11 protein-coding genes, 1 tRNA gene and 4 pseudogenes are annotated in these 14,384 nt (G+C 66.6%); 3 read left to right on the top strand and 13 right to left on the bottom strand.

Features of this window, described 5'->3' with window-relative positions:
- Positions 1–228 precede the first annotated feature (228 nt).
- From ACFJGX_RS01435 to ACFJGX_RS01445, 3 genes are all read right to left on the bottom strand, one after another.
- Positions 229–630: a hypothetical protein gene (locus ACFJGX_RS01435; RefSeq protein WP_382322959.1), complete on the bottom strand. Its 402-nt coding sequence runs from the start codon at positions 628–630 to the stop codon at positions 229–231.
- Between the two features lie 165 nt (positions 631–795).
- A complete protein-coding gene (locus ACFJGX_RS01440; protein WP_382322958.1) occupies positions 796–1,824 on the bottom strand; it encodes an ImpA family type VI secretion system protein in 1,029 nt (342 codons plus the stop codon).
- Positions 1,825–1,916: 92 nt separating this feature from the next.
- Complete coding sequence (locus ACFJGX_RS01445) at positions 1,917–2,363, bottom strand: type VI secretion system baseplate subunit TssG (RefSeq protein WP_382322957.1); 447 nt, start codon at positions 2,361–2,363, stop codon at positions 1,917–1,919.
- Between the two features lies 1 nt (position 2,364).
- Between ACFJGX_RS01445 and ACFJGX_RS01450 the strand changes: the two genes are divergently transcribed.
- From ACFJGX_RS01450 to tssF, 3 genes and pseudogenes are all read left to right on the top strand, one after another.
- A complete protein-coding gene (locus tag ACFJGX_RS01450) occupies positions 2,365–2,592 on the top strand; it encodes a hypothetical protein (protein WP_382322956.1) in 228 nt (75 codons plus the stop codon).
- A complete protein-coding gene (locus ACFJGX_RS01455) occupies positions 2,589–3,332 on the top strand; it encodes a hypothetical protein (protein ID WP_382327595.1) in 744 nt (247 codons plus the stop codon). Before ACFJGX_RS01450 ends, ACFJGX_RS01455 begins: the two co-directional genes overlap by 4 nt.
- A gap of 53 nt (positions 3,333–3,385) precedes the next feature.
- Positions 3,386–4,252 (top strand): annotated as a pseudogene (gene tssF, locus ACFJGX_RS01460) (type VI secretion system baseplate subunit TssF); the annotation flags it as partial.
- A gap of 15 nt (positions 4,253–4,267) precedes the next feature.
- Here tssF and tssH read toward each other — a convergent pair.
- The 10 genes and pseudogenes from tssH to ACFJGX_RS01510 all read right to left on the bottom strand — a co-directional run.
- Positions 4,268–6,808, bottom strand: a pseudogene (gene tssH, locus ACFJGX_RS01465) (type VI secretion system ATPase TssH); the annotation flags it as partial.
- A 118-nt stretch (positions 6,809–6,926) separates the two neighbouring features.
- A complete protein-coding gene (locus ACFJGX_RS01470) occupies positions 6,927–7,313 on the bottom strand; it encodes a hypothetical protein (RefSeq protein WP_382322954.1) in 387 nt (128 codons plus the stop codon).
- A 105-nt stretch (positions 7,314–7,418) separates the two neighbouring features.
- A tRNA-Phe gene (locus ACFJGX_RS01475) sits at positions 7,419–7,494 on the bottom strand.
- 58 nt (positions 7,495–7,552) lie between these two features.
- Positions 7,553–8,257: a response regulator gene (locus tag ACFJGX_RS01480; RefSeq protein ID WP_382322953.1), complete on the bottom strand. Its 705-nt coding sequence runs from the start codon at positions 8,255–8,257 to the stop codon at positions 7,553–7,555.
- Positions 8,258–8,287: 30 nt separating this feature from the next.
- Positions 8,288–10,575: pseudogene (locus tag ACFJGX_RS01485) on the bottom strand (ATP-binding protein).
- 5 nt (positions 10,576–10,580) lie between these two features.
- On the bottom strand, positions 10,581–10,709 hold the full coding sequence (locus tag ACFJGX_RS01490; protein WP_382327597.1) for a hypothetical protein: 129 nt from the start codon (positions 10,707–10,709) through the stop codon (positions 10,581–10,583).
- A 65-nt stretch (positions 10,710–10,774) separates the two neighbouring features.
- Positions 10,775–11,326 (bottom strand): annotated as a pseudogene (locus tag ACFJGX_RS01495) (DUF4390 domain-containing protein); the annotation flags it as partial.
- Positions 11,298–12,659 (bottom strand): 16S rRNA (cytosine(967)-C(5))-methyltransferase RsmB, encoded by a 1,362-nt coding sequence (rsmB, locus tag ACFJGX_RS01500; RefSeq protein WP_382327599.1) that lies wholly within the window; start codon positions 12,657–12,659, stop codon positions 11,298–11,300. The gene rsmB and the pseudogene ACFJGX_RS01495, both read right to left, overlap by 29 nt.
- A 44-nt stretch (positions 12,660–12,703) precedes the next feature.
- The gene (locus tag ACFJGX_RS01505; RefSeq protein WP_382322951.1) at positions 12,704–13,726 is read right to left on the bottom strand and encodes a M48 family metalloprotease; all 1,023 of its coding nucleotides are present in this window, start codon (positions 13,724–13,726) and stop codon (positions 12,704–12,706) included.
- The gene (locus tag ACFJGX_RS01510) at positions 13,726–14,319 is read right to left on the bottom strand and encodes a LemA family protein (protein WP_382327601.1); all 594 of its coding nucleotides are present in this window, start codon (positions 14,317–14,319) and stop codon (positions 13,726–13,728) included. The genes ACFJGX_RS01505 and ACFJGX_RS01510 overlap by 1 nt, the downstream gene beginning before the upstream one ends.
- Between the last annotated feature and the right edge of the window lie 65 nt (positions 14,320–14,384).

Here is a 14,384-nt window from a genome sequence, read left to right on the forward strand (position 1 = left end):
AACGAATGTGCGGCCAGGGGCCCACGGGCATGGCGGCGCGGCCGACGAGGGCATCGGCGATGAAGAACGGGCGCGCGCAGACCCACGCCATCATCGAGATGGCGCGGGCTTGTGTGAAGAGGCACACCCGACATGAAGAAACAAACGCTCCGCTGGACGACTGGTGGTTGTCAACGCGGGGATGTTAGTGGCGCACCCATACCGCACGCGGGAGGTGCGGTATTGCGTTCAGGCAGTTTCCGCGGCGGCCGCCGCGACAGGCACATCGGGCACACCGACCAGCAACTGGCTCAGGTGCGCCGGCACATCGTTGTCGAAGCTCATGAGCGCATCGCTGGGCTGCGCGGCGGCGGCGGCCTGCAGCAGGTCGCGCACGGCCGCCTGCTGCCCTGCGTCGGCCGGGTGACCGAGCCGCGCTTCCACTGCGCAGAGCACCGCCTCCCGCAGCCGCTCGGAGCCGAGCACGTGCCAGGCGTAATCGATCTCGTACCGGTCCACCGCGTTCTTCAGGCTTTCGCCATCCAGCCGGGCCTCATCGGCCACATGCGCCAGCGTGCGGGTCACGAGGCCTTGGGTGAAGCGGCTCAACAGGTCGTCATCGCGCGCAAGCGCCGGGGTCACAACAGGCATCGGATCTCCAGAAGGGGAATGGGCGCTGGCTTCGAGCCGATCGCGTGGAAAGGCCGAGCCCGGAAATGAAAAAGCCCATCGCGCGAGGGATGGGCTTTTGCGATATCTGATTGATTCTGTTGAATTTTTTCAGATCAGAGAGGGCTTGAGTGTAGCACCTTAGGCTCAGTCGTCCCGGTCCCAGGCCTGCATCAGGTCGGGCGGGATCATGTGTGCCACCTCCGCGAAACGCCGGCCCCACATGCGATCTGCCTGCTTCAGCAGGATGGTGACAGGGCTGCTCGGTTCATGGCGTTCGACCAAATGCCGGATGTGACGCAGCAAAGCCCGAATCTGCTCGCGCTCCTGCACGATGTGCGCATGGGTCGCCCCCGCGGCGGGCAAGGCAAGCGGCGCCGACCACCGGGCCTCAACAGGGTCACCCGGCGGCGTCGGCGCGCCGACGAGCTGGGCCTGGAAGCCCGGCCGCAAGCCATCCGATTCGACATCCTCGACCTGCAGCTTTTCGGCGCGCACGGGCGCCACGGCGAAGGCGGCCAGACAGCCCAGCAGGTGCATGAGTGGACCCAGGTTGGGCGCATCGTCGCCCAGAGCGCCCTGGCTCCAATGGTCGATGCCCAGCACCGCATTGCCGCAAGCCAGCAAGGCACGCAAGGCGCCGTCGCCCTTGACGTGCAGGTCCGCCAGCTGCCGCTTGACCCCTTCGGGCTCCGGAGCGTAAGGCGGGCGAGGCACGGCGAAGGCACGTTCCACATCGCGCACCGTCAAACGGAACGCAGTACCCCCGCTCACCACGACGTCGCGCACATCCCCCAGCAGACCATCCGGGTCGCAGAGTGCCGCCAGGGCGTTGGCCCGCACGGCGGGATCGGGCACACCATCCAGCACCACCTGCGGATGGACCTGTTCAGGGTAGGCCTGCAACACCGACTGCAGGGTGAGCAGGCCCTCCAGCAAACCGGCAGCGCCCGCCAGGCGGCAGCGCGCGCGCGTGAACCACCCCAGAACAGCGATGTCCTTGCTGCGCACCAGCAGGCGGCGCGCATCGCGCTCGACCTCGGCCCAGTCGGGCGCCTCGGGCCGGGATGAAAAGCTCCCGTACTGCACCTCGCTCTGAGGCGCCAGGCGCGCCTGCAGCACGGCGTGATCCGCGTCGTACTCCAGGCTTTCGCCGCAGGGCGCGATCTCGCTCACGGGTGCAAGCAGTTCCGTGGACACGCCGGGTGCCCCTGCCAGCGGGTCCGGGGAGATGCCCACCAGGGCGGCCAACAATTGTCTGAGAGGGTTCATGTGCAGTAGCTTTCGGGTTCGAACACCATGCCGGTCACGGGCCCGCGCCAGGTTCCCTCTCCCGCCATCCAGGTCGACCAGCCCAGTTGCGTGCCGTCACCCAGTCGCGACCGGGGCGCGGCGGTCCTGTCGATCAACAGCTCCACCTCCCACACATACTCGAAACCGATGAAGGAGCGCACGATCTCGACCAGGGCCGGCAGGTCCCGCCCCGTGGCAGCGCCCTGCGGCGTGAGCCGCAGGTACCCGTCAAGATCCAGCGGGCCCATCACGAGGCGAAACCGGCTTTGCCGATCGGGAACCACCTCTCCGAGCATCGCCCCTTCACCCAGCACGCTCGAGAGCCTCGGCTGGCCCAGCACGCACCGGTCCTGCGGCTCGATCGGCATCCACTGCAGCATGTATTCGCGCAGTTGCACCACCACGCCGAAGAAGCGGGACAACGTGCTGACCAGGCCGTCGGGGTTGCGCGCAGACCGCACCCGGTGCGCGCTGCTGGTCGTTCGCCCACTGATCAAGGAGCACGCGGCCGCTCACTACAACGTGCTCACCTTCGAGATCTCGGGCCACATCCACATGCAACCCTATCCCCTGGAGTTCATGGTGCAAAGCAACGTGGATCTGGAAACGAACCGCATCGAACTGCACCCCACACGGAGCCCGACGCCATGAGCCAGGATGCAAGCCACCCCCCCGAGCAGGAAAAGAAGCTTCGCCAGTTGTTTGAACTCGCCGAGGACAACCAGCTGGCCGTCCAGGACGCGATCGCCTGCCTGACCGCAGAGCGCGAGGCCTTTGCCAAGGAGCGCGCCGCGCTCGTGAAAACCACGGCGAACTCGGCCGAGGTGTCCGACACGCTGCGCCGTGCCACGGCCCAAGCCATACCCGCCATCGAGGCGGCGGCGGACAAGGCCATCCAGTCGGCCGTGGGCAAGTTGATGGGGTTGACGGCCGATGCCGCTGCGCCTCAGTGGAGCCATGCAGCCAACGCCGTGCTCGAGCGCTTCGGCAGCGTGGTCCAGATGGCCGGGGTGGTCGAGGAACGCGTGAAAGCGGCCAGCCATCGCCTGACTTGGCAGTGGGCGGCCCTGTGTGCAATGGGCTTGGTGCGCACGGTCGTGGTGGCGGGGGTCGGTGTGCAGCAGATCCGGAGCCAGCAGGCCGAACTGCAGCGTCAACAGGCCGATTTGCAAATGCAGAAGACCGCGTTCTCCGACGACATGGCGCGCATGCAGGCCAGCGTCACCTTCCTGGAGAAGAAGGGCGGGCGCATCCGGCTGAGCAAGTGCGGTCCGGAACAGCGTCTGTGCATTGAGGTCGCGCCCGACCAGGGCCATGGCCGAAGCAATTTCCGGGGCGTTTGGTCCGACGACACCAACGAACGCAGCTACGTGATTCCCAAAGGGTATTGAGCGCGGGTGGCGCCGCGAACCCTTGAACGCCCCTCATCGGAGACACCTGAAACATGGACCCTCAACTGCTCGACTACTACAACCGCGAACTCACCTACATGCGAGAAGCGGCGTCGGAGTTCGCCCAGCTTCATCCCAAGATCGCGCGCCGCCTGGGCATGCAGGGCATGGAGGTGGCCGACCCGTATGTGGAGCGTCTGATCGAGTCGTTCTGCTTCATGTCCGCGCGCATGAGCATCAAGCTCGATGCGGAGTTTCCGCGCTTCAGCCAGCGGTTGCTGGAGGTGGTGTACCCCAACTACGTCGCGCCCACACCCAGCATGGCGGTCGCGCAATTGCATCCGAAGGTGCAGGAGGGGACTCGAGCAAGGGGTTCTCGGTACCGCGTGGCACGGCCTTTTTCGCCAAGGTGCCCGATGGCGAGACCACCTCGTGCGAATTCCGCAGCGGCCAGGATGTGGTGCTCTGGCCGATCGAGATCGTCAGCGCCCAGCTGGCGGGCGCGCCACCGGACATTCCGGCGCTGGAGCGCTACCTGCCTCCCACGGTGCAGGTGGCCGGCAGCCTGCGCATCCGCCTGCGCGTCACCGGTGAGCTGAATTTCTGCGACCTCAAGGGACTGGACCGCCTGCCCCTGTATCTCCGGGGCGACGAGCAGGTGGCATCCCACCTGTTCGAGTTGCTGCACGTTGGCGCTGTCGCGTCTCTCACCGGTGTGCCCGGCCGCCTGGCCGACCACCCGCATGTGGTGACGCAGGACGCACTGGTGCACGAAGGCCTGGGTCCCGACCAGGGCCTGCTGCCGCTGGCCTGGAACACCTGGCATGCGCAGCAACCTGCTGCACGAGTACTTTGCCTGTCCCAGCCGTTTCTACTTTCTGGCGCTGCAGGGGCTGCAGCCAGACCTCGGCCAGCTGAGTCAACACGTTGTGCTCGATGAATTGGCCGATGCGGCGCGCGCCGGTTTCGTGGGTACCGCACTGCGCCACGATGTGGGTCAATGCGCCGGAGGTGAACTCCAGAAGCACGCCGTGTTGCTCCTGCATGCGTGCCACCACTTTCTGCAGCTGCAGACGAACAATCGACTCCAGCAACCCGGCTGAGAGCGGCAGGTAGGGCACCACCAGAAGGCGCCCGAGAAAGGCCGCGGGAAAAACCTTGCGCAACTCGGGCTGCAAGGCGTCCATAAGCGCTTGGGTGTCCGGCAGAAGAACCGGGTCTTCACAGAGTTGATGGAGGAGATCGGAACCGGTGTTGCTCGTGAGGAGAATCAAGGTGTTCCTGAAATCGATGGCACGCCCCTCCCCGTCTTCCATCGAGCCCTTGTCGAACACCTGATAGAAGAGTTCGTGCACATCGGGGTGGGCCTTCTCAACTTCATCGAGCAGAACGACGCTGTAGGGCCGACGTCGCACCGCTTCCGTCAGCACCCCGCCTTCGCCGTAACCGACATAACCGGGCGGAGAACCCTTGAGACCAGAAACGGTGTGAGCCTCCTGGTACTCACTCATGTTGATGGTGATCAGGTTGTGCTCACCGCCATAGACAGCCTGAGCCAAAGCCAAGGCCGTTTCGGTCTTGCCCACCCCGGAAGGCCCCACCAGCAGAAAGACGCCCAGCGGCTTGTGAGGGTCCCCGAGGCGCGCCCTGGCTGTTTTGACACGAGCAGCCACCGTCGACAGCGCAGCATCCTGGCCGATCACGCGCTTGCGCAACTGGTCTTCGAGGGACAGGACAGTTGTCAGGTCGTCGCGCACCATGCGGCCCACGGGGATGCCTGTCCAATCCGCCACGATGGATGCCACGACTCCTTCATCCACCTGAGTGTGGACACCAGGCCTATCACCCTGCAGTTGGTGCAAGTCCCGCTCCAGGGCCTGGAGTTCGCATGCCAGAACACGCCTTGAGTTTTCGTCTTCGACCCTGCGGCAGGCTTCGCGTTTTTCAAGAATGGCACTGGTGAGCAGACGCTCGGCCGCGCCTGCATCGGCCAGCACCTTGTGCTCGTGCTCCACGTCCGCCATGCGCTGCTGAACCTCCCCCAGTGCCTCGCAGCGGTCTTTCCCTATGCTGGCCTCCTGCAAGAGAAGGGTGTGCTCGCCTTGCAAGGCATCCCGACGCGCCTGGATCGTCTCCAGTTCACGCGAGGGGGCATGGAGTGACATGGCGACCCGTGCGCACGCGGTGTCCAGCAAGCTGATGGCCTTGTCCGGCAATTGGCGCGCCGGGATGTACCGATGGGACAAGCAGACCGCGGCACGCACCGCTTCATCGAGCACCGTTACGCCATGGTGCCTGGCGAATGCGGGCACCAGGCCCCGCACCATCGCCACGGCGGCCGACTCTTGCGGCTCCAGCACTTGCAGCATCTGGAATCGCCTCGTCAGCGCGGGATCCTTTTCGATGTGTTTTTTGTATTCGGACCACGTGGTGGCACCAATCACACGAAAGGCGCCCCGCGCCAGCGCGGGCTTGAGAAGATTGGCCGCGTCGCCCGTTCCGGCCTGACCACCGGCCCCGATGAGGGTATGGACCTCGTCCACGAACAGGATCACCGGCACTTGGGAATCAGCCGCCTCCCTGAGCACAGCTTTCAGGCGCGATTCGAACTCCCCCCGCATGCTCGCGCCGGCCAGCAAGGCCCCGACATCCAGGCTCAGGATGCGCACACGATGCAGACTGGGAGGTACCAGACGGCCTACGACGGCCAGGGCCAAGCCTTCGACCACCGCCGTCTTGCCGACTCCCGCCTCGCCCGTCAGCAAAGGGTTGTTCTGACGGCGGCGCAACAGGATGTCCACCATGTTGCGGATCTCTTGCTCGCGCCCGACCACTGGGTCGATTCCCCCTTCTCGCGCCAGCGCGGTGAGGTCGGCACAGTACTTGACCAGTGCGGACTGGCCGTGGGGCTCTGGATCGAGCGCACCACTGGCCTCCCCTGGCAATGCCGGTTGCCAATCGGTGGACTCATGTGCCATCGCAGCGTCTTCACCCGAGCCGCGAACCGCCAGCGGAAAGTCCTCCGCCATTTGCGCCACAGGAATTCTCTGGAAGCTCGCCGAGACACCCAACAACACGCGTCGCAAGTCAGGTGTTTGAAGCATGCCCCCCAACAGCCAGGCGCCACGGATGCGCTGGTCACGCATTGTCAGACTGGCAAACACCCATGCGCGCTCAATGGCCAGTTCGACCATATGGCCAAAATCATTGACACCTGCGGCGCCGGTGGGCAAATGGGCCAAGGCCACCGTCAGATCTCTCTCGACCTGCGCGATATCCAGACTGTAGTGCGTGGCCAGGCGATGAAAATCGCCATTGGGCGCCTGCCAGAGTTGGTGCAACCAATGCACCACTTCTACATAAGGATTGCCTCTCAGTTTGGCCAAGACGGTGGCGGACTCGATGGCTCGAAACAGGTCGACATTGAGTTTGCCAAACAGTGTGCGGCGAGGAATGCTCAAGACACTCTCCCGCAATCGCCACTACCCTCGTCCATGAATTGCACATGGCCCGTACTAGTCAGCAAATTCATGCCGATCGCCCTCCTGACTGTTGTTTTCGTAGAGCTGCGAATGCTCGATTGCGAGCCACAACTCAACAACTGTCATATCTGACAGGATTGACGATGCAGTCATTTTTTGCATCAATCAATGCCTGCAACTCGATCCCGCAAAATGTCAATTCATGACCAAAAACCGCATTTCGTTTCAAATCAAAATTGAGAGCTGTCGAACGGAGGTTGAGAGTTTTTTTCAGGATGTCTGGATGGCGCAACAATGCTGCACTCAATGCGCGTGTGTTGCGCACAGAACCAGCAGGCGATCGCTCGGCAACGTTGGTGCGAGCGAGGCGTGCGCTGAAATTGGATTGGATTTGAAGAAAGTTGAACAGCGCGCTTTCCATCGGCCGTTCGATCAAATCGTGCGCGCCATCGGGGCAATTGCGCTCCGCCCTGGCACGGCCTTGCCACAGCAATGCCAAGGCACGCTCTGCGAGGTTGACACGGCAACAATGCAGAAGCCGCAGCTCTGAACCCAAAAGCAAAACGCCCCAGAACCCTTATCGGGCGCTGGGGCGCATAAATACTGGTGGCCTGGGGCGGAATCGAACCACCGACACGCGGATTTTCAATCCGCTGCTCTACCAACTGAGCTACCGGGCCTTTGGAAGAAGCGAGATTGTAGCAGCTTCCGGCGCCTGGTTTTTCCGCCGTCGGGCGCTCAGAGCGCGTTGCGTTTGCTGCGCGCCAAGTCCACGCCGAGTTGCTTGAGCTTGCGGTACAGGTGGGTGCGCTCCAGGCCCGTCTTTTCGGCCACGCGGGTCATGGAGCCGGACTCTTTGGCGAGGTGGTATTCGAAGTAGGCTTTTTCGAAATCGTCCCGCGCCTCGCGCAGCGGGCCATCGAGGTTGAACGACTGCAGCGACTGCGGGCCCAGGTCCATCATTGCCGGCTCGGGCAAAGCGCTGCCACTGACGGCGGCCTCCACCGCGATGTCGGTCGATGACAGCATGCCACCGCCCATGCGCAGGGCGGACACGACGGGGCCGCTGGGCTTGGCGGGGGCCTTGTTGAGCCCCTGGTCCACCGCCTTGAGCAGCTTGGCCATGGTGATGGGCTTTTCGAGGAAAGCGGTGGCACCGATGCGCGTGGCCTCGACGGCAGTGTCGATGGTGGCGTGGCCGCTCATCATGATCACGGGCATGGAGAGCAGGCCACCGCTGGCCCACTCCTTGAGCAGGGTCACACCGTCCGTGTCGGGCATCCAGATGTCGAGCAACACCAGGTCGGGGCGCAACTGGGCGCGCACAGCGCGGGCCTGTGCGGCGTTTTCAGCGAGTTCGACCGTATGGCCTTCGTCGTTGAGGATCTCCGAGAGCAGGTCTCGAATCCCCAGTTCATCGTCTACGACCAGAATAGTTGCCATGGCGCGGTGTGTGTCCCTCGGAACGTGTTGTCAATTTGCAACTGCGAATGATAACGACACTTGCGCGCCGATCACCTTGCCTTCGGTCATGCGGTTGCTCAGATCCACGCGGCCGCCGTGTTCGTCCATGATTTTCTTGACCACCGCAAGGCCCAGGCCGGTGCCCTTGACTTTGGTGGTGACGTAAGGCTCGAACGCCCGTTTGAGAATGTGTTCGGCAAAACCCGGGCCTTCGTCGAGCACCGACAGGCGCACCCACTGGCCGGAGTCGGAGCGCCGGGTGCGCAGCAGCACCTGGGCGTCGGGCACGCCGGCCATGGCGTCCTGCGCGTTCTGCACCAGGTTGTGCAAGGTCTGCCGCACCTGCTGCGGGTCGGCCATGGCCTTGGGCAGGTCGTCGGCGAGTTCCAGGCGCACCGGCACGGCGGCGTTGTCGTACAGCACGACGATGTCGCGCACCAGGGCGTTGAGGTCGACCGGCATGAGTTGCGCGGCGGGCAGGCGCGCGTAGTCGCGGAATTCGTTGACCAGGCGCTTCATCGCATCGACCTGGTCGACGATGGTTTTCACCGACTTGTTGAGAATGGCTTGTTCGGGCGGCTGTACCTTGCCGTCGAGTTTCATGGCCAGGCGCTCGGCCGAGAGCTGGATGGGCGTGAGCGGGTTCTTGATTTCGTGCGCGAGGCGGCGCGCGACCTCGCCCCAGGCCTTGGCGCGCTGGGCGGACACCATTTCCGAGACGTCGTCGAACACCAGCAGGCGTTCGTTGTTGGGCAGCAGGGCGCCGCGCGCGATGAGGGTGATGCCTTCGTCGAAGGGCGTGGTGCCGTCCGCGCTGAGCTCGAAGGACTGCTGCCAGTAGCCGCCTTCGTGTTGCGCCTGGTCGGACAGGAAGCGCTCGAACTGCTGCAGCACGCCGCCGCCAAAGGTCTCCAGTCCCGGCACCTCGGCCAATGGCTGGCCCATGTGCACGGCCAGCGGCGTGTGCAGGATGCGCGCCGCGCCGGGGTTGACGCTGCGCACACGGCCCTGCTCGTCGAGCACGACGACACCGGCGGTGAGGTTGTCCAGGATGGTCTGCAGGTTGTCGCGCGCGGCGTCCACCTGCTCCATGCTTTGCTGCACCGCGGCGCGCGCGTCCGAGAGGTCTTGTGTCATGTGCGCGAAGGTGCGCGTGAGGCTCGCGAGCTCGTCGCGCGAGGTCAGTGCGGTCTTGGGCGCGAGGTTGCCGGCCGCCACTTCGCGCATGCCCTCGGCGAGCACGAGCAGCGGGCGCACCAGCTGGTTGCCCAGCAGCACGGCCAGCAGCACGGCGCCGAACACGGCGAGGAACAGCGCCAGCGTGAGCGTGCCGATGTACATGCGGCGCAGACCTTCGCGGGTGAGCGCGCGCTCCTGGTACTCGCGGTTGGCGACCTGCACGGCCAGCGCGTCCGTCACCAGCGCACCGGGCAGCGGTGCCACCACCTGCAGGTAACGCGGCTCGGCGTTGAAACCGAAGTTGGGCGGGCTCACCAGGGCCAGCACCTTGATGCGCGGTTGGCTGGCCGCGATCAGGGCCTCGATCTCGCCACTGCCGTCCTCCTCCAGGCCCTCGATCTGGGCCACGACGCGGGCGTTGCGGGCGCTGCGCAGCTGGGCTGGCGTGGGGCGCTCGGGGTTGATGTCGAAGCGCGAGCTGCCCGAGCTGCCCAGGGCCTGGCCGTTGGCGCTCCAGAGCACCAGGTCGGTCACGCCGAGCTGTTCGCGCACGCGCTCCAGCGCGAGCACGGCCGACGGGTTGGGCACGCGCGAGAGGCCCTCGGCGGCCACGCGGGTCTTGCTGCTGAGGTCGGCGGTCAAGGTGTCGAGCGTGGTGCGCCCGAGGTTGAGTCCGGCGACCAGCGCGGATTCCACGCGCACGTCGAACCAGCTCTCGATGGAGCGCGAAACGAACTGGTAGGACACGGTGTAGATCAGCAAACCCGGCAGGATGCCGACCAGGCCGATGATGGCGGCGAGCTTGATCAGCAGCCGACTGCCGAACTTGCCGCGTTTCAGGCGCAGGGCCAGGCGCAGGGCCAGCCACAGGATGACGAGCAACAGGAAGGCCGCCACCGCCACGTTGATGCCGACCAGCCAGTTGAAGTTCTGCTCGTAGAACGCGCGGTTGTTGGTGGCAGGGTGAGCAGGAACAGCAGCACCATGCCCACGCCGGTCATGAACACCAGTCCGGCGCCGATGGCCCAGCGCACAGCGGCGGGCTTGGTCTTGGGGGCGGTGGTGTGGACCGGGGTCACGATGGGGTCCTGGCCGCGCGGGCCGCGCACGCTGGACATGGCCGCTAGCGCGTGGGCTCGCGCACGCTGGGTTCGCCGGTGAGCTCGACGGCGTGAACGCCGCCGGCCGTGTGGTCCGGGGCCTTGTCGGCCTCCGCCCGCCCGGGCACCGGCAGGGTCTGGCGGACTTCCACGGTCCATTCGGGCTGGTTGCCATGCCGATCTGGAACGGCCGGGGCAGCAGGGTCAGATCCAGCCGGAACGAGAACTCGACTTCATGCTCGGCATCGGGTTCGAGCCGCGCCGCGTCGGCCAGCTTCCAGCGGGCCACGCGGCCCACGCCGGCCAGCGCCTCGTTGAGGGAGTCGAAGTTCTGGTGCAGGGCGTACTGCAGGCCGGCCCCGCCGGAGGCGGCGGCGGTCTCGTTGGACAGGCTCACGCGCCAGCGCCGGGTGAGCGGCTGGTAGGCCAGGCGCAGCGTGCGCGTGGCACTCGCCACGCGCTTGTCGGTCCAGTACCAGCGGGCACGGTAAACGTCGGCATGCCACACGAAATAGAGGGGAACGGCCTTGTACAGGGCGTCTTCGACCACCGGCGCGGGCTGGAGCTCCATGCGGGCCGAGAGGAACAGCGCTTCGGGGGTGCGCTGCAGACCGAGCTGCTCCACCAGCGGGGCCTGGGCGTGCGCGGGCCAGAACGCCAGCAGCGACAGCGCCAGCCCCAGGACAAACCCACGCCATCGGTTCACGGCGCGGGTCCGGCGGGTGGCGATGGGCGGTCGGTCAAGGCAGGGCCTTGTCGATGCGGGCATAGAAGAAACCGTCGTATCCACCTGGAGGATTGTCGTTGAACTCCCCCGACGGGGCGGCCGAACCGGGCAGCAAATGCCCCGGCGAAGGCCGATGAAGCGCGTCGGTGTGGCGCACAAGGAACGACTGGACCTGCCCGTCGCCTTCGGCGCGGAACACCGAGCAGGTGGCGTAGACCAGCCGGCCACCGGGTTTGAGCAGCGGCCAGAGGGCTTCGAGCAGGCCGCGCTGCGTGCGCACCAGCGCATCCACGTCGCTGGCGCGGCGCAGCCAGCGCACGTCCGGATGGCGGCGCACGATGCCCGAGGCGGTGCAAGGCGCGTCGAGCAGGATGGCGTCGAACGGCTGGCCGTCCCACCAGGCGGCGGGTTTTGCGGCATCGGCGCTGCGCACCGTGGCTTGCAGTCCCAGGCGCTGCAAGGTGTCTTCGATGCGCTCGCAGCGGCGCGGGTCCACGTCGAGCGCCAGCAGGTTCAGGTCGGCGCGTTCGAGCAAATGGGCGGTCTTGCCGCCAGGGGCGGCGCAGGCGTCGAGCACGCGGTCGGCCGCGGTCCAGGTCCGGCCTTCGAGCAACTGGTCGGCCGCCATCTGGGCGGCGGCGTCCTGCACCGAACAATGGCCCTGGGCAAAACCGGGCAGGCGCTCGACCGGCTGCGGGGCGTCCAGCACCAGGCCATCGCTGCCCGTGGGGGTGGCGGTGAGGCCGATGGCTTCCAGGGCCTGCTGGTAGGCGGCGCGCTCCACGCGGCGGCAGTTCACGCGCAAGGCCATGGGGCCGGGCTGGTTGTTGGCCTCCAGGATGGCGCGCCAGTGCTCGGGGTGGTCGCGCTGCAGGCGCTCGATCCACCACAACGGGTGGTTCCAGCGCGCAACCGGGTCGGCCGCCACATGCGCCAGCAGCGCCTCGCGCTCGCGCAGGAAGCGGCGCAGGCAGGCGTTGACGAACGCCGCCTGGCGCTCGGTGCGGCGGTCCTGGCGGGCGGCTTCCACCGCCTGGTTCACCACCGTGTGCGCCGGGTAACGCGGGGCATGTTCGTCGGTCGCGTCCAGCAGCAAGGCCACCGCGCTGGACATCAGGGCCTGCACCGGTGGCGCCGGCTTGCGCTCCACCAACTGGTTCACCAGGGCGCGCGCCGTCCCGAGGTGGCGCAAGGCGTGGAAAGTGAGCGCCTGCACGCCCGGCCGCAGCGCGGGCACCAGCTCGGGCAGCACCTCGCTCAGCGAACGCCCCTGCTCGACCGCGAGCACGCAGCCCGCGGTGTGGCGCAACTGGGTGCGCAGGGTGGGACCCTGGAGGCCGGGAGCGGTGGAGGTCGGGGGGGCCGGAGCGGTCAAGGCAGGTTCCGTGGCAAGCGCAGACAAAGCGAAGACCGCGAGTGTCACACAGCGCGGGACGGGGTGGCGGGTTCGTCCTCTCTCAGCAGGGGCAGCGGCCCCATGTCACGGCCATAGATGCGGCGGATGCGTTGGGCCAGCGGCGGGTGCGAGTCGAGCCAGTGCTCGGTCTTGCCGCCCGCGTTCGCCACCAGCAGCATGTGCTGCACCATCGAGCCCACCTGGCGCGGCACCACCCCTTCGCGCTGCTGGCTCAGCACCTTGCGCAGCACGCCACCCAGGCCGTCGCGGCTGCGCGTCCATTGCACGGCGCGCGCGTCGGCCAGGTACTCGCGCTGGCGCGAGACGGCGGCCTGCAACGCGTGGCCGGCGAGCCAGCCCAGCCAGCCTGCGGCCATGATGGCGAGGCCGATCAGGGCCGTGATCCAGCGCCGGTCCCGGCTGTCGAGCTCGGCCAGGTCCTGGCCCATGCGAAACAGCATCTCCAGCCCGAACACCATGCCGACCAGCCGCATGTTCAGGCGCGTATCGCCTTCACCGATGTGGCTGAACTCGTGCGCCACCAGGCCCTGCAGTTCGTCTCGGGTCAGGTGGTCGAGCGCGCCCTGGGTCACGGCCACCACCGCGTCGTTCTCGTCCCAGCCGGCCGCGAAGGCGTTGATGCCTTGGTCGCGCGCCAGCACCATGGCCTGCGGCCGTTTCAGGCCCGATGAAATCGCCATTTCGTCGACGATGTTGCAGAAGCGCTGTTCGTCGAGGTCGCCCGAAGGCTGCGCGGGCCGCGCCCCCATCTGCTCGGCCAGGCGCGCCCCGCCGCCGTCGGCCAGGCGGGAGGTCTCCACCCACCAGCCCCCCAGCACGAAGAGCAGCGTGACCCCGGTGTTGACGGAGAAGAAATAGCGGGGGAAGCGCAGTTCGCCGGGCATCCAGAATCCCCAGCTCAGGCCCCAGGCCAGGGCCAGCGCGGCGTTCACCGCCACCAGCAGCAACAGCACGGTGAGGCCGAACGCGAACAGCAGGCGCCGGGTCTCACCCCGGGCGTCGCGCTGGAATTCGAAGAAGCGCATTACAGCTGGATGCGCAGGGCCTCGCGTTCGGCTTCGCTCGTGGTGGACGCCAGCATGGTCAAAGGCTGGAAGCCGAACAGCCGCGCAATGAGCAGCGTGGGGAACTGGGCGGCGGCGTCGTTGAACTCGAGCACGTGGTCGTTGTAGGCCTGGCGCGCGAAACCGACGCGGTTCTCGGTGCTGGTGAGCTCCTCGCTGAGCTCGCGCATGTTCTGGTCGGCCTTGAGATCGGGGTAGTCCTCGACCACCGCGAACAGCTTGCCCAGCGCGCCGCCCAGAGCCTGTTCGGCCCCGGCCAGGGCGCCGAGCGCCCCGGCGTTGAGCGGGCTGCCGGCCGCCGTCTGCTCGGCCGTGCGCGCCTGGTTGCGCGCCGCGATCACCGCCTCCAGCGTCTGGGCTTCGTGGGCCAGGTAGCGGCGCGCCACCTCCACCAGGTTGGGAATCAGGTCGTAACGCCGCTTGAGCTGCACGTCGATCTGGCGAAACGCGTTGGCGATCGCGTTTTTCAGGCGCACCAGCCGGTTGTAGGCACCCACGGCCCAGAAGAACAGCACCAGGCCCACGGCCAGGAAGACCCACAGCGAGACGGACATGTTTGGAACTCCTTGTTGTTGGTGTTGAACCGCCTGCCGTGCGGCAAGCGCGGCCAATATACCCC

The organism is Hydrogenophaga sp. UC242_50 (genome assembly GCF_042697355.1).
In the GTDB taxonomy this organism is placed as follows: domain Bacteria; phylum Pseudomonadota; class Gammaproteobacteria; order Burkholderiales; family Burkholderiaceae_C; genus Hydrogenophaga.

Bases quoted from the DNA above. Each gene is read 5' to 3' on its own strand.
- ACFJGX_RS01480 (WP_382322953.1), bottom strand. From the start codon at position 8,257: ATGGCAACTATTCTGGTCGTAGACGATGAACTGGGGATTCGAGACCTG.
- ACFJGX_RS01455 (WP_382327595.1), top strand. From the start codon at position 2,589: ATGAGCCAGGATGCAAGCCACCCCCCCGAGCAGGAAAAGAAGCTTCGC.
- ACFJGX_RS01510 (WP_382327601.1), bottom strand. From the start codon at position 14,319: ATGTCCGTCTCGCTGTGGGTCTTCCTGGCCGTGGGCCTGGTGCTGTTC.
- ACFJGX_RS01435 (WP_382322959.1), bottom strand. From the start codon at position 630: ATGCCTGTTGTGACCCCGGCGCTTGCGCGCGATGACGACCTGTTGAGC.
- ACFJGX_RS01505 (WP_382322951.1), bottom strand. From the start codon at position 13,726: ATGCGCTTCTTCGAATTCCAGCGCGACGCCCGGGGTGAGACCCGGCGC.